At 52.2% G+C, this 16,613-nt stretch carries 14 protein-coding genes and 1 pseudogene; 7 read left to right on the top strand and 8 right to left on the bottom strand.

The window, feature by feature from the left end:
• Positions 1 to 224 precede the first annotated feature (224 nt).
• Positions 225 to 1,973 (top strand): alpha-glycosidase, encoded by a 1,749-nt coding sequence (locus MKY48_RS03330; protein ID WP_339270023.1) that lies wholly within the window; start codon positions 225 to 227, stop codon positions 1,971 to 1,973.
• Positions 1,974 to 2,038: 65 nt separating this feature from the next.
• On the opposite strand, the gene MKY48_RS03325 is transcribed toward MKY48_RS03330, so the two are convergent.
• The 3 genes from MKY48_RS03325 to MKY48_RS03315 form a co-directional block, all read right to left on the bottom strand.
• Positions 2,039 to 2,914: a UbiA-like polyprenyltransferase gene (locus MKY48_RS03325; RefSeq protein ID WP_339270021.1), complete on the bottom strand. Its 876-nt coding sequence runs from the start codon at positions 2,912 to 2,914 to the stop codon at positions 2,039 to 2,041.
• A gap of 18 nt (positions 2,915 to 2,932) precedes the next feature.
• Positions 2,933 to 4,231, bottom strand: coding sequence for an aspartate aminotransferase family protein (locus MKY48_RS03320; protein ID WP_339270019.1), 1,299 nt, complete (start codon positions 4,229 to 4,231; stop codon positions 2,933 to 2,935).
• Between the two features lie 110 nt (positions 4,232 to 4,341).
• Positions 4,342 to 6,321, bottom strand: a complete 1,980-nt coding sequence (locus MKY48_RS03315; protein WP_339270018.1) for a U32 family peptidase — start codon at positions 6,319 to 6,321, stop codon at positions 4,342 to 4,344.
• A 220-nt stretch (positions 6,322 to 6,541) separates the two neighbouring features.
• On the opposite strand from MKY48_RS03315, the pseudogene MKY48_RS03310 reads away from it, so the two are divergent.
• The 6 genes and pseudogenes from MKY48_RS03310 to MKY48_RS03285 form a co-directional block, all read left to right on the top strand.
• Positions 6,542 to 6,832: pseudogene (locus MKY48_RS03310) on the top strand (alpha/beta hydrolase); the annotation flags it as partial.
• Between the two features lie 257 nt (positions 6,833 to 7,089).
• Entirely contained in the window at positions 7,090 to 7,476 is a 387-nt protein-coding gene (locus tag MKY48_RS03305; protein WP_339270016.1) for a hypothetical protein, read from the top strand.
• A 7-nt stretch (positions 7,477 to 7,483) separates the two neighbouring features.
• Positions 7,484 to 8,068 carry a TetR/AcrR family transcriptional regulator gene (locus MKY48_RS03300; RefSeq protein ID WP_076322282.1) on the top strand — a complete coding sequence of 195 codons (585 nt, stop codon included), beginning with the start codon at positions 7,484 to 7,486 and terminating at the stop codon, positions 8,066 to 8,068.
• A 257-nt stretch (positions 8,069 to 8,325) separates the two neighbouring features.
• A complete protein-coding gene (locus MKY48_RS03295) occupies positions 8,326 to 9,273 on the top strand; it encodes an AraC family transcriptional regulator (protein WP_339270014.1) in 948 nt (315 codons plus the stop codon).
• Positions 9,274 to 9,423: 150 nt separating this feature from the next.
• Positions 9,424 to 10,506, top strand: coding sequence for a Gfo/Idh/MocA family oxidoreductase (locus MKY48_RS03290; protein WP_076322284.1), 1,083 nt, complete (start codon positions 9,424 to 9,426; stop codon positions 10,504 to 10,506).
• A gap of 34 nt (positions 10,507 to 10,540) precedes the next feature.
• Positions 10,541 to 11,380 carry a hypothetical protein gene (locus MKY48_RS03285; RefSeq protein WP_339292290.1) on the top strand — a complete coding sequence of 280 codons (840 nt, stop codon included), beginning with the start codon at positions 10,541 to 10,543 and terminating at the stop codon, positions 11,378 to 11,380.
• A gap of 114 nt (positions 11,381 to 11,494) precedes the next feature.
• On the opposite strand, the gene MKY48_RS03280 is transcribed toward MKY48_RS03285, so the two are convergent.
• The 5 genes from MKY48_RS03280 to MKY48_RS03260 form a co-directional block, all read right to left on the bottom strand.
• Positions 11,495 to 12,229 carry an ABC transporter permease gene (locus tag MKY48_RS03280; protein ID WP_339292289.1) on the bottom strand — a complete coding sequence of 245 codons (735 nt, stop codon included), beginning with the start codon at positions 12,227 to 12,229 and terminating at the stop codon, positions 11,495 to 11,497.
• A gap of 1 nt (position 12,230) precedes the next feature.
• Entirely contained in the window at positions 12,231 to 12,947 is a 717-nt protein-coding gene (locus MKY48_RS03275) for an ABC transporter permease (protein ID WP_076322287.1), read from the bottom strand.
• Entirely contained in the window at positions 12,944 to 13,858 is a 915-nt protein-coding gene (locus MKY48_RS03270) for an ABC transporter ATP-binding protein (protein WP_339273380.1), read from the bottom strand. The genes MKY48_RS03275 and MKY48_RS03270 overlap by 4 nt, the downstream gene beginning before the upstream one ends.
• 491 nt (positions 13,859 to 14,349) lie before the next feature.
• A complete protein-coding gene (locus MKY48_RS03265; protein WP_339292288.1) occupies positions 14,350 to 15,738 on the bottom strand; it encodes a HAMP domain-containing sensor histidine kinase in 1,389 nt (462 codons plus the stop codon).
• Positions 15,735 to 16,409, bottom strand: coding sequence for a response regulator transcription factor (locus MKY48_RS03260; RefSeq protein ID WP_339270002.1), 675 nt, complete (start codon positions 16,407 to 16,409; stop codon positions 15,735 to 15,737). The genes MKY48_RS03265 and MKY48_RS03260 overlap by 4 nt, the downstream gene beginning before the upstream one ends.
• Positions 16,410 to 16,613 lie beyond the last annotated feature (204 nt).

Below are 16,613 nucleotides of genomic sequence, written 5' to 3'. Positions count from 1 at the left end.
CTGCATCCTGCTGCTGGCTGCTGCATAGCATTAGCAACTTCGATATAGGGCTTGTATACGCCAAGAGCGCATGGTATATTTTTAAATAACGAATGAATTCATAGTCATCCAGATCCAAACCTCATAATTTAAAGGCAATGTTATCTTACAAAGGTACAACCTCGGCTATTCATAGTCCTGGCTGTGCCTTTTTTTAATTTCACTTACTTAAGGAGGAATTATCGATGTTCTTGGAAGCCATCTATCACCGTCCGCGTAAAAACTGGTCCTATGCCTATAACGGTACGACCATCCATCTCAGAATCCGCACCAAAAAAGGCGACATTACCGAGGTGTACGCCCTCGCAGGCGACAAGTACCTGTGGGATCAGACGATGGAATACATTCCGATGACCAAGCTGTCCTCGGATGAAATGTTCGATTATTGGGAGTGCGAGGCAACCCCTCCTTACCGCCGCTTGAAATACGGCTTCCTGCTCCAGCAGGGCGACGAGAAACGCTGGATGACCGAATATGACTTCCTGACGGAGCCGCCGGCCAATCCGGACCGCCTGTTCGAATACCCGTTCATCAATCCGGATGACGTTTTTCACCCGCCTGCATGGGTCAAAGATGCGATCTTCTATCAAATCTTCCCGGAACGCTTCGCGAATGGGGATACAAGCAACGACCCGGAAGGCGCTTTGCCTTGGGGCAGTGCCGAACCGACGCCGAAAAACTTCTTCGGCGGTGATCTTCAGGGGGTTATCGACCATCTCGATTATCTAAGCGAGCTCGGCGTTAACGCGATTTATTTCACTCCGCTGTTCACGGCAACAACAAACCATAAATACGATACCGAAGACTATATGGAAATCGATCCGCAGTTCGGCGACAAGGACACGCTGAAGAAACTCGTCGATCTGTGCCATGCACGCGGGATCCGCGTCTTGCTGGATGCAGTCTTCAATCATTCCGGCAGAACGTTTGCGCCGTTCGTTGACGTGCAGAAGAACGGTATGAACTCCAAATATAAGGATTGGTTCTACGTTCGCTCCCTGCCGCTGGAAGTGGTGGATGGCATCCCAACTTACGATACCTTTGCATTCGAGCCGCTGATGCCGAAACTGAACACGGAGAACCCGGAAGTTCGAGCTTACTTGCTCAAGGCAGCCGAGTACTGGATCAAGGAAACGGGTATCGACGGTTGGCGCTTGGATGTAGCCAACGAGGTAGGGCACAGCTTCTGGCGCGAATTCCGTCAAGTCGTGAAAAAAGCCAACCCGGATGCTTACATCCTTGGCGAGGTGTGGCATGAATCCTCCATCTGGCTGGAAGGCGACCAGTTTGACGCTGTCATGAACTACCCGTTCACGAATGCCGTACTGGACTTCTTCATCAATCGTACCGCCGATGCCGAGAAATTCTCCTTCATGCTTGGCAAACAGCTTGCCGGTTACCCAAGACAAGCCAGCGAAGTGATGTTCAACCTGCTGGACAGCCATGACACTGCAAGACTGTTAACGCAGGCGAACGGCGACAAACGCTTGATGAAACTTGCCGCGATGTTCCAGTTCACGTATTTCGGCACGCCTTGTATCTATTACGGCGACGAAATCGGCATGGACGGCGGGCACGATCCGGGCTGCCGCAAATGCATGGAATGGGATGAGTCCAAGCATGATAAGGACCTGTTCCATTTCTATCAAACGCTGATTAAGCTCCGCAAAGAGCATTCCGCTCTCCGTACGGGAACCTTCAAATTCTTGAAGGCCGAGAAGAACGGCGGTAAAATCGCGTACCTGCGCGAGGACGACAACGAAACGATCCTCATTGCCGTCAACAACGACAAGGCGGGCAACACAATGACCGTCCCTGTGCTGGATCATCAGTGGACGAACCTGTGGAACGGCGAAGGCCTTAGTGCGAAGCAAGGCCAGTTGACCGTGAAGCTGCCCGCCTATGGCTTTGCCATCTTAAAGGCCGGTCAATAAAAATCAAACTCCCTTTGAGTGCCATATGGCCCGTGTATGCGGGCTGGCAGTCGAAGGGAGTTTTTTTATCCGAGCAAAAATTGGTCGGCCAAGGTAAAGAGCAGAATCGTCAAACTAATCACCTGATTCAGGTTATAGGATGCCAGATGCATCCGCCTGCGGCTGGAAGGCTTGATGATGCGATGCTCCACGGCAAGCAGTATCACGGAGACAGCAATTCCCGTCAAGTAGAGCCAGCCCAAGCCTTGGATAAAGTAAAGGGAAACCAGCAGGATGACCATAATCCCGTGCAGCATTCTGGAAATGAGCAGTCCGCCCTCTAACCCAAACGTGCGGGGAATGCTCCACAAGCCGGTGCTGCGATCGAATTCGATATCCTGTGTTGCGTAAATGATATCAAAGCCCGCGATCCACAGCATCACAACGGTACCGATGATAAACGGAATGAAGGCAAATTGCCCCGTTACGGCAAACCAAGCCCCGATCGGAGCCGAAGCAATCGTGAAGCCCAGGTACAGATGGCACAGCCAGGTGAAGCGCTTCGTGTACGAGTACGAGCAGATCAGTATAATCGCTGCCGGTGAGAGCCATAAGCAGAGCTGGTTCAGCATCCCTGCCGCGAGAATGAAGATGGCAAAGTTAACGATGACAAACACGTACACTTCACGAGGCAGCAGAAGCTTTCTCGGCATATGGCGGTTCGCCGTTCGCGGATTCGCGGCGTCGAACTTCATATCGACGATCCGGTTGAAGGCATTGGCCCCATTGCGTGCGGCAACCAGCGCAATCAACGACCACAGCATGACATGCCATGACGGTACGCCGCCCGCGGCCCAGATCATGGAAATGATCGCAAAGGGCAGCGAGAACAGCGTGTGGGAGAACATCACGAGTTCTCCGAACATTTTGGTCTTATGAACGACTTTATAAATCATCTGCATGGATCCAACCTCATTCGTTTACGTTTGGGATAACCCTGCCAGCACCTTATCCAAGGCGCGGAGCATCGCTTCAATCTCTTCCTCCGGAATCATCATGGCCGGCTGGAACGCCAGCACGTTTCGGCCGATGCCATTTTTGCCGATAATGAATCCTTCTTCCTTCATGCGCTCCAGAATGATATCCGTCCATGCTGCGCTTTCCTCGTCTGTCGCTCCCCGGATTTCGGCCCCGGCCATAAAGCCCTTGCCTCGGACATCGGCGATCAGCTCGTATCGGCCCTGCAGCTCCCTCAAACCATCGATGAGCCGTCCGCCGACACGCAGAGAACGTTCGACCAAACCTTCCTGCTCGATGTAATCCAATACGGCAAGCGCCGTGGCCGATGACACCGGGTTGCCGCCGAAAGTGGAGGCGGATGGTCGGTTTAGACTGGCGGCAATCTCATCAGTCGTGGAGAAAGCGCCGATGGGCACGCCATTGCCTAGTGCCTTCGCCATGGTCAGAATGTCGGGCACGATCCCGTAATGCTCGATCGCGAACATGCGTCCTGTACGGCCGCAGCCTGTCTGGATTTCATCGACAATCAGAAGAATCCCATGCTCCTCCAGCATCATCTTCAGCTCATGGAAATACCAATCCGGCGGTACGATCATTCCCCCGTTGCCTTGGATCGGCTCTACGATCATTGCGGCGAAGGTGTCTCCTTTCGCAGCGAGCACACTCGCCAACGCATCCAGGGAGCGGCGAGCGGCAGCATCCTGATCCATGGCAGGATCATAAGGACGCGGAATAAACGTAGTCACCTCCTGGTCCAGGAAATCATCGGCACGCCACATCGGAATGCCGGTCACGTTCATGGTCAGGAAGGTGCGGCCATGAAGGCCGTGTTCCAGCGCCAGAAAGTTGCGACGTTTCGTGTGCAGACGCGCGAGAAGGAGTGCGCCTTCATTCGCTTCGGAGCCGCTGTTCACGAAGAACGAACGCTTTAGATTGCCAGGCAAAACGCCGTTTGCCAACCGCTCCGCCAGATCCGTCATCGGCTGGGTAAGGTAAATGGTTGACGTATGCTGCAGCTTCTGCAACTGTTCAATTGTTCTTGCAGTAATGGCTTCATTACAGTGACCGCAAGCGACAACCGACACCCCCGTGAAGAAGTCGACATACGCTTTGCCATCATGGCCGTAAAGTTTATGCATCTTTCCGCTGACGATCTGAGGCGGCTCTTTGTAGAAATTAGCCGTGCAGGGGTAGCCGTACTGCCGTCGTTTTGCCACGATGGCCTCCGGGCCGATATACGCTTGATCTTCATGCGTCATAAATGTTCACCTCTTCAGATTGTTCTCGTTCTCCCATGTACTGTGAAATATATCAAGATGAATTGAGTCTCACACCAGGTTAATCTTCATGTTCGATTCCGAGGCTCATCTCATACTTCCGTGAGTTCAAGCTGCAAGGCATGGCCGAATTGGAGCGAACCCAGTGTATAACCGGCATAGATCGGTGTCATGTCTGCATACAGCCTGCTGCATGAATCCAGATTCAGGGCAGCTTGGCGATATATCCGCACCAGGCCGCGAAGCTGCTCCGTCGTATACGTCTTTCCTTCAATGCGGAAATGATTCACGCCAGCTTCGTGCAGCTCCTTCAAGAACGGCATATTGCACAGCTCTTTCGACAGTGCCAAGTGGTTACGCCCCGAGGCATCCCGGTATACGGGGTTCTCCCCTTTGTCCGTCAGCAGCACGAGATGACGGTTATCCACAAACTTGTTATCCTCTTCCGCAATAGGCTCGAACTCGGCCGCATTGGCGTATAAGTCATGCTCAAGATACATGACGATTGGCGAGCCATGAACGATGAACTCGATTGGAATTTCCGGATGACGCAGCAATTTCGTTAAATCATGGAGCTGAAGCTCAAGCGACGGATTGATTCTGGATATGCCAAAATGCTTCTGATAGAACGAAGCCGCCATATGGTTGTATATATTCAGGCTGAAATCGGCAATCATCGGCAGCCCTAGGGATTGAAACTTGTGCATGGCACCGATGTTGGATGCAAGCAAGCCGTCCAGACCATAATGGTTATGCTTCTTGCCTGCGCTGAGGAATTGATAATACTGCTCCATATGAAGCTCATTCATCATGCGGGGCATGCCAAGAATAATTTCGGTGTTCCCTTTATCCGCCGTCAAAGCTTCGATATCTTCACGGCCGAATGGAAGATCCGGTTGGAACACGTCACCTGTCAGGTAGATGACGTTCGCCCCTTCTTCGATTGCCGCACGGGCCTGCTCTACCGTGTTGACATGGACCGTAATTTGCGGAATCGACGTGATCGGCTGCTCCCGCTTCGCTTGATGCAGCGATTCCTTCACCTGAAGCACCCGTTCCTCCTTCATCTCGCGTTCCGCGGTAGGTGTGCTGAACACCTTTCCCGTACTGTAAAACTTGCCTGTTCCTTCATAACGGTGATTGATGAAATCCAGTCCCGGCTTGCCAAAAGCATAAGCTGTCGTGAAATCACGTTTCCGGTTTTTATGCAGCGTATCTGCCCCGGCTTCGCGGTTAAAGCCTATCGGATCCGCAATGTAACGATCGATCGCATCTCCGTAAGCATTAACAACCATCAGCAAAAATTCGGTATCTCTCATGCGTCCTTCAATTTTGAAGCTGGTAATGCCGGACTTGACCAGCTCCGGAATATGCTCGTACATATACATATCTTTTGCAGCAAGCGGGTACTCGGTAGGATAGAGGTATCCATCTTTTTTCACCCGATAATCCCAGCGGCAAGGCTTCATGCATCGTCCCCGGTTCGAGCTGTTGCCAAACAGCATGGAGCTGTACAGGCAGTTCGCACCGTGAACGGTGCACATATCGCCGTGCACGAAGTACTCGAACTCCATGCCGCTCTTAGCGTGCAGCACCTCCGCCGTTTTCAGGTCCATCTCGCGGGAAGCCACGATACGGGAAACGCCCAATGCTTTGACGGCTTCAATCATCTCCAGATTGTGCACGTTCATCATGACCGAGGAGTGAACCGGAATATTCGTATAGTTCATCTCTTGAATCAGGGGAAACACGGCCAGATCCTGCGCAATAATAGCATCCGGGCCAACCTCGTTCAAAAAGGCGAAGTAACGCTTCGCTTCCTCCAGGTCCTCTTCATCCATCAGGTTGTTCACTGTAATGTAGGCGCGTTTACCGCGCTCATGGGCCAATTGAACAGCTTCTCTGACTTCCTCATAACTTAAGTTATAGCCCTTGCGCATCATGCGCATATTTAGCGATGGTCCCCCGAAATATACGGCATCGCAGTTTGCGTCAATGACGGTTTTGAATATCTCGAATGTTCCGGCAGGAGCCAACAGTTCCACTTCTTTACCGTTAAAATAACGAGCCATTGTCCGTTCCTCCTAATCCGCTAAGTTTATTTTTTTGATTGTAACATAATTCACAATTAACATTAGTGAATTAATTCACAGCGAAATTCACGTACGATCCCAGCTCCGAAAAGCATCTCAAGATTCGACCTTACCTTTTCATTGACCGATCGTTCATTGAATATTAAAATGAACTCATCAACCCATGCAAAATGCTTGGATATCGAATGGAGGTTTTCAATTGGATCTGCACTACGAAGTTCACGGCAACGGTAAGCCTGTCGTACTTGTTCACAGCGGTGGAGCGGATATGCGGGATTGGGGCTATCTTGTCCCTCTCTTATCCGAGAACTTTTACGTGATTGCCTTTGACGGCCGCGGAGCCGGACGATCTCCCTCTCCCGTTCAGCCGCCAAACTATGTTGAAGATCTGTTGTCTCTTCTTGATTATCTGAATATTTCGCAAGCTGCGGTTATCGGACATTCTATGGGCGGCCGGATTGCCACGGAGTTCGCGATCCATTATCCTGAAAATGCGTGTTCAAAAAGGTCGGTTTTCAGCACCGAGAAGGTTGGATGAAACTAGGGACGTCAGGAGCGGAGCGTACGTTTTGGGTACGTGAGCACCGGAAGGCCCGGCTGAATTCAAGATTCGATGCCGAGCTGCTTCCTGATTCTCTTCGTGATCAAAAGCGGACTTTTTGAACAACCTCTGAAAGAGTATCGGAACTGATTGTCATTGCATCAGCCCTGTCCGGTTTTCCTTATTCTGAGGAAATGCAAACTTACATGCACCGGGTAAGCGCTGCTGCCCCTGACATCGAGAAAATGATCGAGCTGTGCATAGAGCCGCCCTCTTATGAAATTACAAGAAACCGTCCCGAGCGGGAGCTTATGATCCATATGCTTCGGCACCATTTTGAACGCACGTTTACCTGGTCTACCTTTGACTCGATTTGGCCGGAGCCGCCGGCGATGGAGCGATTACAGGATATCTCGGCCAAAACGCTGTTTATCATAGGAGATCATGAACTGCCTGATAACCAGCAGGTAGGAGAACAATTTCGGAGGGTTCCGAGCATTGATTTTGCCACCATCGCGGGAGCGGATCACATGGTCACATTAACGCATCCGGAGGAGTTATCCCGCCATATCACTAAATTTGTGAAGGAATGAAGATTTCATGCCACGCACACCCAGCGAGAACGAGCGCATACGCCAGATAGCAAAAGACAAAATTTTAGAAGCCGCCATGGATTTGTTTATCCATCAGGGCTACCATGCCACTTCCATTAGTGATGTAGCCAAGCAAGCCGGGATATCCAAAGGGCTGCTTTATAACTATTTTTCAGGCAAGGAAGGGCTACTGGCCGCCATGGTTGAGGAGCGAATCGCAGGCGTTGCGGAAGTCATAGAGAATGCCGCTTCACTCCAAGCACCTGCAGAGCAGCTGAAATTTATTCTGGAGCAAGCCATCGACAACGTCTATCAGCAGCCGGAAGTATTCCGGTTTTACTTGCATCTTCAAACCCAACCCGAAGCGGATCAAGAGTTGTTCCCCTACAGCAGGCGTCTTGTGGAAGAGGCTGCACGACAGTTTGAGATTCAATGCCGTATATTCGAAAGCCTCGGAGTTCCCGAGCCGCACAAGCGCTCCTTGTACTTTTCTTCTACTCTGCAGGGGATTATGCTGATGATATCCACGTATCCCCAGCACTTCCCCATTGATGAAGTGAAGGAGCAGATGCTGAAGGAGTTTTGCCCGTAACAAAAAAGAGCCGAGGTTGTGCACCTGTGTTTCAGGACGCCTCGGCTCTTTGCAACACGAAACTTGATCTTCGCACGCGAAAGAGGATTTGATCTTTAGAAATGAGCCTAGCCTAATACAACGTACCGTCCCCTCCCGTCTCTCTCCCTGAACGCCTTGAATTCGATTAACTTTTTCAATTTTTCACTTCCTTCATGTCCTTAATCAGTTATGCTGTTAATAACAGGATCAACACGCGCATGAGGAGGTAATGAATCATGGCTATTCACTGGTTGGCACCGGATATCGCCGAGTGTACCCGAAGAGGAATCGCCTACTTTACATCGGAGCTGGAAATGACGAATGGCCTGCCCTGCAAAGTGTACCGAATTACCGAAAAGTTCGGGAGTTTGTCCGACCATATGCACGATTATCTTCAGATCTGGTATGTCAGCAAAGGTGAATTCATCCATACGCTCTATGGTCAAAAATACCGGATGGTCCAAGGCAACATATTCGTGCTTCCTCCCTATAGCGTCCATCGCGTGGAGATGATACCGGGCAAAGAGCTGGAGGTGCTGGGGTGCGAATTCATGCCGGCCTTCATTAATGAACGACTGAATGAGACGCCGACCGAGACGCAGCTGTTCGACCTTTCCTTCATCAAGTCTTTTGTTACGACCGAGGATAACGTACCGTTCAAAATTACCTTGACCGGCAGCAGCGACCTCGCCGTGAAGGAGCTCCTAACCGAAATGCTGGCCGAATACGGAAGCCGGGGCCCATTCTTTGATATTTTGCTGAAAGCCAATCTGCTGAAGCTGCTGGCGATCGTGAACCGCGAGTATGCCGAGCAAGGGAAGCATACATCGATCACCGCCGGTAGCGACCAGTACCGGGAGCCCATCCTGGAATCAGTCCAGTATATTCATGACCATTACGACCAGCCCCTATGGCTGGAGAATCTGTGTGCCCGGACGATGATGTCCCGGACTAATTTTTGCCGCCGATTCAAGGAGGTTACAGGCCGGACTTTCAGCCAATACTTGGCCAACTACCGGATACGGATGGCCATGCGGCTGCTCACGGAGCCTGAACTCACGGTAACCGACGTGTGCTTCAAGGTCGGATTTAACGAGCTTCCCTACTTCTGCCGCATTTTTAAGAAATATACGGGGACGACTCCCGCATACTATAAAAAGAATGCTTTTAAAACGGTGGACTAACACCCCGGTACGATAATCCAATAAATAAACACGATAGTGAAATCGAAGCGATCGTTCCCATGCTATACTCGGGGCAAGCAATAACGAAGAATCAAGTGTCAGGCTCATGTAATCCCTGCATCATCAATCCACGACTTTGGAGGAGAACCGATGAACAAAATTACAATTGCCGTAATTGGCTGCGGCACGATTGCGAACAGTGCCCATATTCCCGCCTATATGGCCAACGAAGACGCCGAGATCAAATACTTTTGCGATATCGTCAAGGACCGGGCCGAAACCGCCGTCGCCAAATACGAATGCGGTCAAGCCATTGAGGATTACCAACAAATTCTGAATGATCCTGAGGTCGATGCCGTATCCATCTGTACGCCGAATGACGTCCATGCCTCCATCGCCATCGATTGTTTACGCGCAGGCAAGCATGTATTATGCGAAAAGCCGGCCGCCCGCACCTACCCGGAAGCGCTGGAAATGCAGAAGGTTCAGCACGAAACGGGCAAGACGCTTAATATCGGGGTGGTCAACCGCTACAATGAAAGCGTAAACAGAATCAGAAAAATGATCCAAAACGGCGATCTTGGCGAGCTGTATCACGTATATGCCAGCTTCCGTTCCCACCGCTCGATCCCGGGACTCGGCGGCGCCTTCACGACCAAGGCCATCGCCGGCGGCGGCGCGCTGATCGATTGGGGCGTTCACTTCCTCGATGTCGTGATGTACTGCACGGGCGATCCGAAACCGAAGACCGTCTCCGGGCAGGCCTACTGCAAGCTGGGCAAAGATATGGAGAATTACACCTTCCTCAACATGTGGGCAGGTCCACCGAAATATGACGGCACATATGACGTCGATGATTTTGTCACGGCTCTCGTCCGCACCGAAGGCCCGACCATTTCCCTGAACGGTGCATGGGCGCAAAATATCGGCGCCGAAGAAATGTTCATCGACTTCCTCGGCGACAAAGGCGGCATCCGGCTGAAGTACGGCTCAGACTTCACCTTCTACACTACGGAGGACGGCGCATTGATCGAAACCACGCCGAAATTCAATCTCGGCAGCATGTTCCAGAATGAAATCGACGGATTCATCCGCTGCATTCAAACCGGGGAGAAGCAGCCTTCGCATATCGATACGGTCATCCTCTCCTCCCAGATCATCCAGGCGATTTACGACTCGTCCGACCAAGGCGCAGAGGTTTCGCTGCAGCCCGTTGCCCAGAACAGCCTTTAACCTATAGTTTGAACGCCAGGGAGGACCTTTTATCATGAAAAAAATCGGATTCATCGACCTGCATCTGGACCAATTCCATGCGAATAAATATCCTGGCTGGATTGAACAGGCTACGGAAAGTGCCATGAAGGTCGTGTACGCCTACGGCAAAAGAGACAAAGAGAACGGGCTCACTAACGAAGCCTGGAGCAAGGAGAATGGAATTGAGCTGCTGCCCACGATCGAAGACGTGGTGGAGCGCAGCGATTACCTGATCGTGCTGTCCCCGGATAACCCGGAATTCCATGAGGAGCTGTCCCAGCTTCCGCTGCAATCCGGCAAACCAACCTATATTGATAAAACGTTCGCGTCTGACCGGGACACGGCTATCCGCCTGTTCGATCTGGCGGCACAGCATGGAACGCCGATGTATTCAACGTCGGCCCTTCGTTTTGCGAGCGAATATACGGAGCTGGACCGGAGCGATATCCAAACCATCAGCAGCTGGGGCCCCGGTGGATTCGCCAATTACTCGATCCACCAGATCGAGCCGATCGTTAGCCTGATGGGGGCCAGCCCGAAGCGGGTGATGTACATCGGAACGCCTGACTCCCCCGCCCTGCTGATCGATTTTGGGGATGGGCGTCAAGCCACCGTGAATCATCTTGGGGAGAACTGCCCGTTTACCTTAGGGATAAAGAATGACGCCGGGGGGTTCAAGCAGGTCACCGCCAATTCGAATTTCTTCGCCTTGTTCATTGAGAATCTGGTGAACTTCTTCGAATCGGGCAAGCCAGCCGTCAACTCAGCGGAAACTATTGCTGTCATCACGATTATCGAGTATGGATTAAAGGCAGCCGACACGCCATATACGTGGGTAGAATTGCCTCAGTAACGTAACCACGGGTTCGTCACACTTAAGAAAACACAGAAAAAGAGCTGCTCCAGCAGGCCGTAAGGGCCCTGGGCAGCTTTTTTTACATGAAAACACGGATTTTCTCGTTCTGGATTACACTTCTTTCCGCTGAAAATAGATGAAGCCCGCGAGAAAGAACAGTAGAAACCCGCCAACCACGACGGTCATGAGGCTCTCGAACGGCAGGTTGAATGCACCGAAATCGGCTTGACCCGCCGGCATCATCGCAAGAAACGGCTGTGTCCACGGATAGTAAGGGGCATATGTCTGCGAGTTGGCTATCAGCATGTTCGGTATAGTAAAGACCACATTCAATGCCAGCGGAGCAGCAAAGCTGCTCCAGGCTGTGGAAACTCCAAGCTGCAGCGCGGCCAGCGGCAAACAGGCAACCCATCCGCCCAGCACGCAGCGCAGCAGCATTTCCCACGGAATTGGAGTTTCCACCTTATGGATCAAACCTGCTCCCAGGACGGCTCCCATGAATAATAACTGCACCACGGCGAGCAGCATGGCCACCACCGAGAATTTCGCAAAATAGACGGCGCCGCGTGAAACCGGCAGGACGAGCAGCTGCTTCCACCCCCCGCCCGTATGCTCATACCGGCACACCATGGCACTAAAAATCCCCGTCAGAATCGGGAGCAGCAGCATCGCATGCAGGATGATCATAATGCTGATCAAATGCTCCCATGGCGCCAGCTCCTCAGGCTTTCCATTTAATATGCCCACCAGCATGACCAGGATCGTACACAGGAAAATCTGCGGCCACAATTTGGATTTTGACAGCTTAAGCCACTCTGCGGACACCGCTCTTATACAGGATGCCATCTTAGTCCACATCCTTTCGGTTAAAATGAATCAGGCCAAGGCACGTTATCACCGCGCCCAGCAGCAAACCTGCTCCGATGACCTTGACTTCCCCCGGCCCCAAATAAGCCAAAAGCGGCCACTTTAGCGGCATCCAATCGGGGAATTGCAGGGCAAACATCGATACAACGGAGGCGGTAACACCTATTCCGACAGCGATCCCCTGGTTCTTGAGCGTCAATGAGAGCCACAGCTGAAAGGCCAGCATGGGAAGCGCAGCAATTAATTGCACAAAACCGATGCGCAGCAGATCTAGATACGGCATTTGATCTGCGCCCATCCCCAGTATGATGCCGAGCACGGCGGTACTGATCGACAGAAGAAGACAGGATACGCATAGAATCAGGAAGGCCTGAACGAACTTGGCACTGAATACCGCCGTTCTGGAAATAGGCAATGCGAGCAGCTGTTTCCACGAGCTCAGCTGATGCTCCACGTTGGCCATCAGCGAGCAGACCAGTGTAATCCCAAGGAAAAGGGCAATCGGCACGAAAAACAGTACGTTCTCCAGCAACCCGCCCCACGGATCAGCCGCGTAGGATTTCATCAGGTAATCATAGCGAAGTCCGAAGTTCAGCCCTTGCATCGCTGCCAGCCCGATGGGACCGAGCGCAGCGAGAAACCAAATGCCTTTGCCCCGGATTTTCAGCCAATCGGCGGAAAGCGCACGGAACATCATACCCGGCTTCCCTCCCCTACGATCTGCATGAAGATATCCTCGAGCGACTTCCGCTGTTCTTCCACTCGGTACACCGCATGCTGATTCTCCACCAGCCGCTTCACGAGCAGCGCGATCTTGGCGTCCTGCATGCTTTCCAGCTCCAGCATCTGGTTCCGCAGAACTCCTTCACAGCCCAGGTCCAGCGCCAATCCGAGCGCTAACTCCGGCTCGGACACCGATAGACGGAAGCCGCTGGACGCCGTGGATACCAGGTTGCTGATCGTATCCTGGAACACCATGCGTCCCTCACGGATGATGCCGACTTTATCGGCCATCTGCTCAACCTCACCCAGCAGGTGACTGGATACCAGCACGGTTATTCCGTATTGGCGCGGCATATTCTTGATCAGCTCCCGGATTTCATGAATACCGGATGGATCCAGACCGTTGGTCGGCTCGTCCAGAATGAGCAGCTCCGGATTGTTCAGCAAGGCGGCTGCAATGCCAAGCCGCTGCTTCATCCCAAGGGAGTACCCCTTGACCGGACGCTTGGCTTCCTTCGTCAAGGAGACGATCTCCAGCACTTCCGAGATGCGGGACTTCGGCCCGCCGGTAATCCGGCGAATGGCTTCCAGGTTCTCTATGGCCGTTAAATGGCCGTAATAGGATGGGTATTCCACGAGCGATCCGGTCCGGCGCAAAATGTCCATTTTTTCGCTTTTCAAATCCTTGCCGAACAAATGAATCGCGCCACGCGTTGGTTGAATAAGTCCGAGCAGCATGCGGATGGTCGTTGTTTTCCCGGCACCGTTCGGTCCGAGGAAGCCATAAATGTCGCCGCGGGCGATCTCCAGATTCAAATCCACAACGGCTGCGCGCTTTTTGTATATTTTATATAAGCCTTTTGTTTGAATGACGAGTTCCGTCACGTTCATCACCTCAGGTATAAATCCTACATCTCCAAGGTTAAATGCCGGTCGACCTCAAGTTTAAATTTTCTTTAAAAAAGCTGGCAGACTCATAGAGTGAGTTCGTGCAGCTAAGGCGCTGCGTGGCCGGATCGTTCCTCCGATCGCTGTTAAAACCGGGAAACTGGAATTTGCCCAGCGGTGGTTTCCCGGTTTTAAAGGCGAACGCTTCGCTTCTCCAGCAACGATTCCGTCCCCTCCGCTGGTGTATCTGCATGAGTTCAAGAGGCAGTCTAGCAACTGTAACCTGCCTTTCTTATGAACCCAGTTCACCTGACGAGCTCGTGAAACTCGAGCAAAACAATTGTATGAGGACGCCCTACAGGGAGGGTGCCCCGTCTCTGTTATAGACAGCAAAAAAGAGGAACCGTTATAAATGCCGGTTCCTCTTTTTATATATCTAGACCTCAACCATCCCAGAGATAATGTTTGATAACCCAGCCCTTGATTCTTCACCGCTTCCAGATGCAGATCCTCGTCCCCTCATCCGAGCTTTCCACATGGCATCCAAGTCCCATTTCCCTTGTCAGGTGATCCACGATGGCCAGGCCGATGCCTGTTCCTTTGTTGCCGGAGTCGCTTTCGATTCCCGGTCCGTGATCCGAAATGACAAGCACGCCCTCAAGCCCTTCTCTCTCCTCGGTGTGTATTCCGATGTACTTCCCGGATTTGGCATGGCGGACGACATTTTGGAACAGATTATCAAGAAGCCTTCGGAACCACAGCACGTCCACGTTCCAACTCAGCGGTTCGTCACGCACCTGGATATCGGGTTCGATCCCCGCCTTCTCCCATACGGGGTACCAGGCCGCTGCGCTTTCCTTGACGATTCGCAGAACGTCGGTCGGCTCCATGTTCAGCTGCACTCTGCCGCTGGTGAGCAGGTTGTAGGACAACAGGTTGTCGATCAGACCGCCTAAATCCGCAATTTTCGATTCGATGAGGGACAACGATGCCTTCCCCTTCTCGCTCAGCGGCTCCCGCTCCATGGAGAAAATATGGCTTCGAATCACCGTCAAGGGGGTTCTTAGATCATGAGATAGATTGGCAATCAGCGACTTGCGCAGCTCCTCTTCCTCGCGCTGGCGGCGCTGACCTTCCTCTAATTGGATGACCATATCGTTATAGCCCGCCTCCAGCTGCCCAATCTCGTCATGCTTGGTTAAGGTAACCGGCTGCGGAATGCCTGTCACCGTATGAGGTGACGTCATGGCAAAGCGAAGTCGCAGCAGCCGCTTGCGGATACGCACAAAGAACAGCCAGGAGACCAGAATGAACAGGCCGGACATCAAGGCCATGAACAGGCCGTACAGCGCCGTTTCACTGGCAATGGGCTGCTGGACGCTGATATATTTTCTCGGCAGCTGCATGACCATAAAGCCTTCTCCCGATCCCTCTCCCCCGATAAAAGCGACGGATGTGAACGGGTCGCTATCCAAGGAGTTTTTCATAAACTGCACGGTATAAAGCGCGCTCCATACCTCGGGAATGTTAGACTGTACAGGCAGCTGCAGCCTGGTCTCATTGCTGCCGTCCACCCAGAACATGGAGATTTCCGGATACTCCTGCCGTATCGAATTCAGCTTCTGCTCAATAACCTTCGGTGAGGCTCCGCTTAATCCGGCTGCTTCCGCATGCCACATTTTCTCTAACACGGCACCGCTGGTATACTTCCCGACAGGGGCCGGCGGCCGATCCGAGAACGTATCATTCACGAACCAGTAAAAAATCGACGCTAACGGAAACATGATCGGCATGAAGATCATCGCCATTGAGATTAACAGCAGATAGCGGTTGGTCAACGAATTGCGGAACCTGCCCTGCTTCCTTCTCCATCTCATGCTCTCACCCGATAACCAAGCCCGCGAACCGTCTCAATAATCTCCGGGTTGGCGGGATCCCGTTCCAGCTTCTCGCGCAGATACCGGATATGGACCATGAGCGTCTTGTCCCCCTCGATATAAGACTCTCCCCAAACCGATTCGTAAATTTGCTCCTTAGTCATGACACGCCCCTGGTGCTGGAGCAGGTACATAAAGATTTGATACTGCTTGCCGGTCAGCAGCGTCTCCTCGCCGGTATCTTCGTTCACGATCCGATTCTCGGCTTCATATACGGATAAGTGCTTTACTCTCATGGGCTCCGCTGATTTCACGACAGACCGGCGCAGAAGCACCTCCAGACGGGCAGCCAGCTCGTCCGGGTGAAAAGGCTTCGTTAAGTAATCATCGGCAAACTCAAGCCCCTGCAGCTTATCGTCAATAGAGGTGCGGGCCGACAGCATCAGGATAGGCAGTCCAGGATAGGCTTTTTTGAGGCGCTGCCCTATTGTAAAACCGTCAAGCCCCGGGAGCATGACATCCAGAACAACGACCGCACACGGAGCCGCTTCCTCTACGGCCTTCTCTCCAGTCAGCAGCCACCGCACCTCATAGCCCTTATCCCTGAGAAATTCACTGACCCACCCGCCGATCTCCCGGTCGTCCTCGATATATAGAATGCATGCGCTCATGATCCATCTTCCTTTCTCGTGCCAATATTCATATCCCCTGTGAAGGGTTCCCTAGATCCTTTAAGGGAAAAAAAACGCCCGTATCTATTTATGTATATATTGATCCATCATTTGTCATTGTATCATGGGATACCAAGCGTGCAGGCATCTGATTCGCTAACCTACCTTGATCCTTCATCAACCTTCTCTGAATCTCCCTCCAAA

Source organism: Paenibacillus sp. FSL W8-0187 (assembly GCF_037969755.1).
GTDB lineage: Bacteria > Bacillota > Bacilli > Paenibacillales > Paenibacillaceae > Paenibacillus_AQ.
This window is presented reverse-complemented; position numbering and strand designations above follow the sequence as displayed.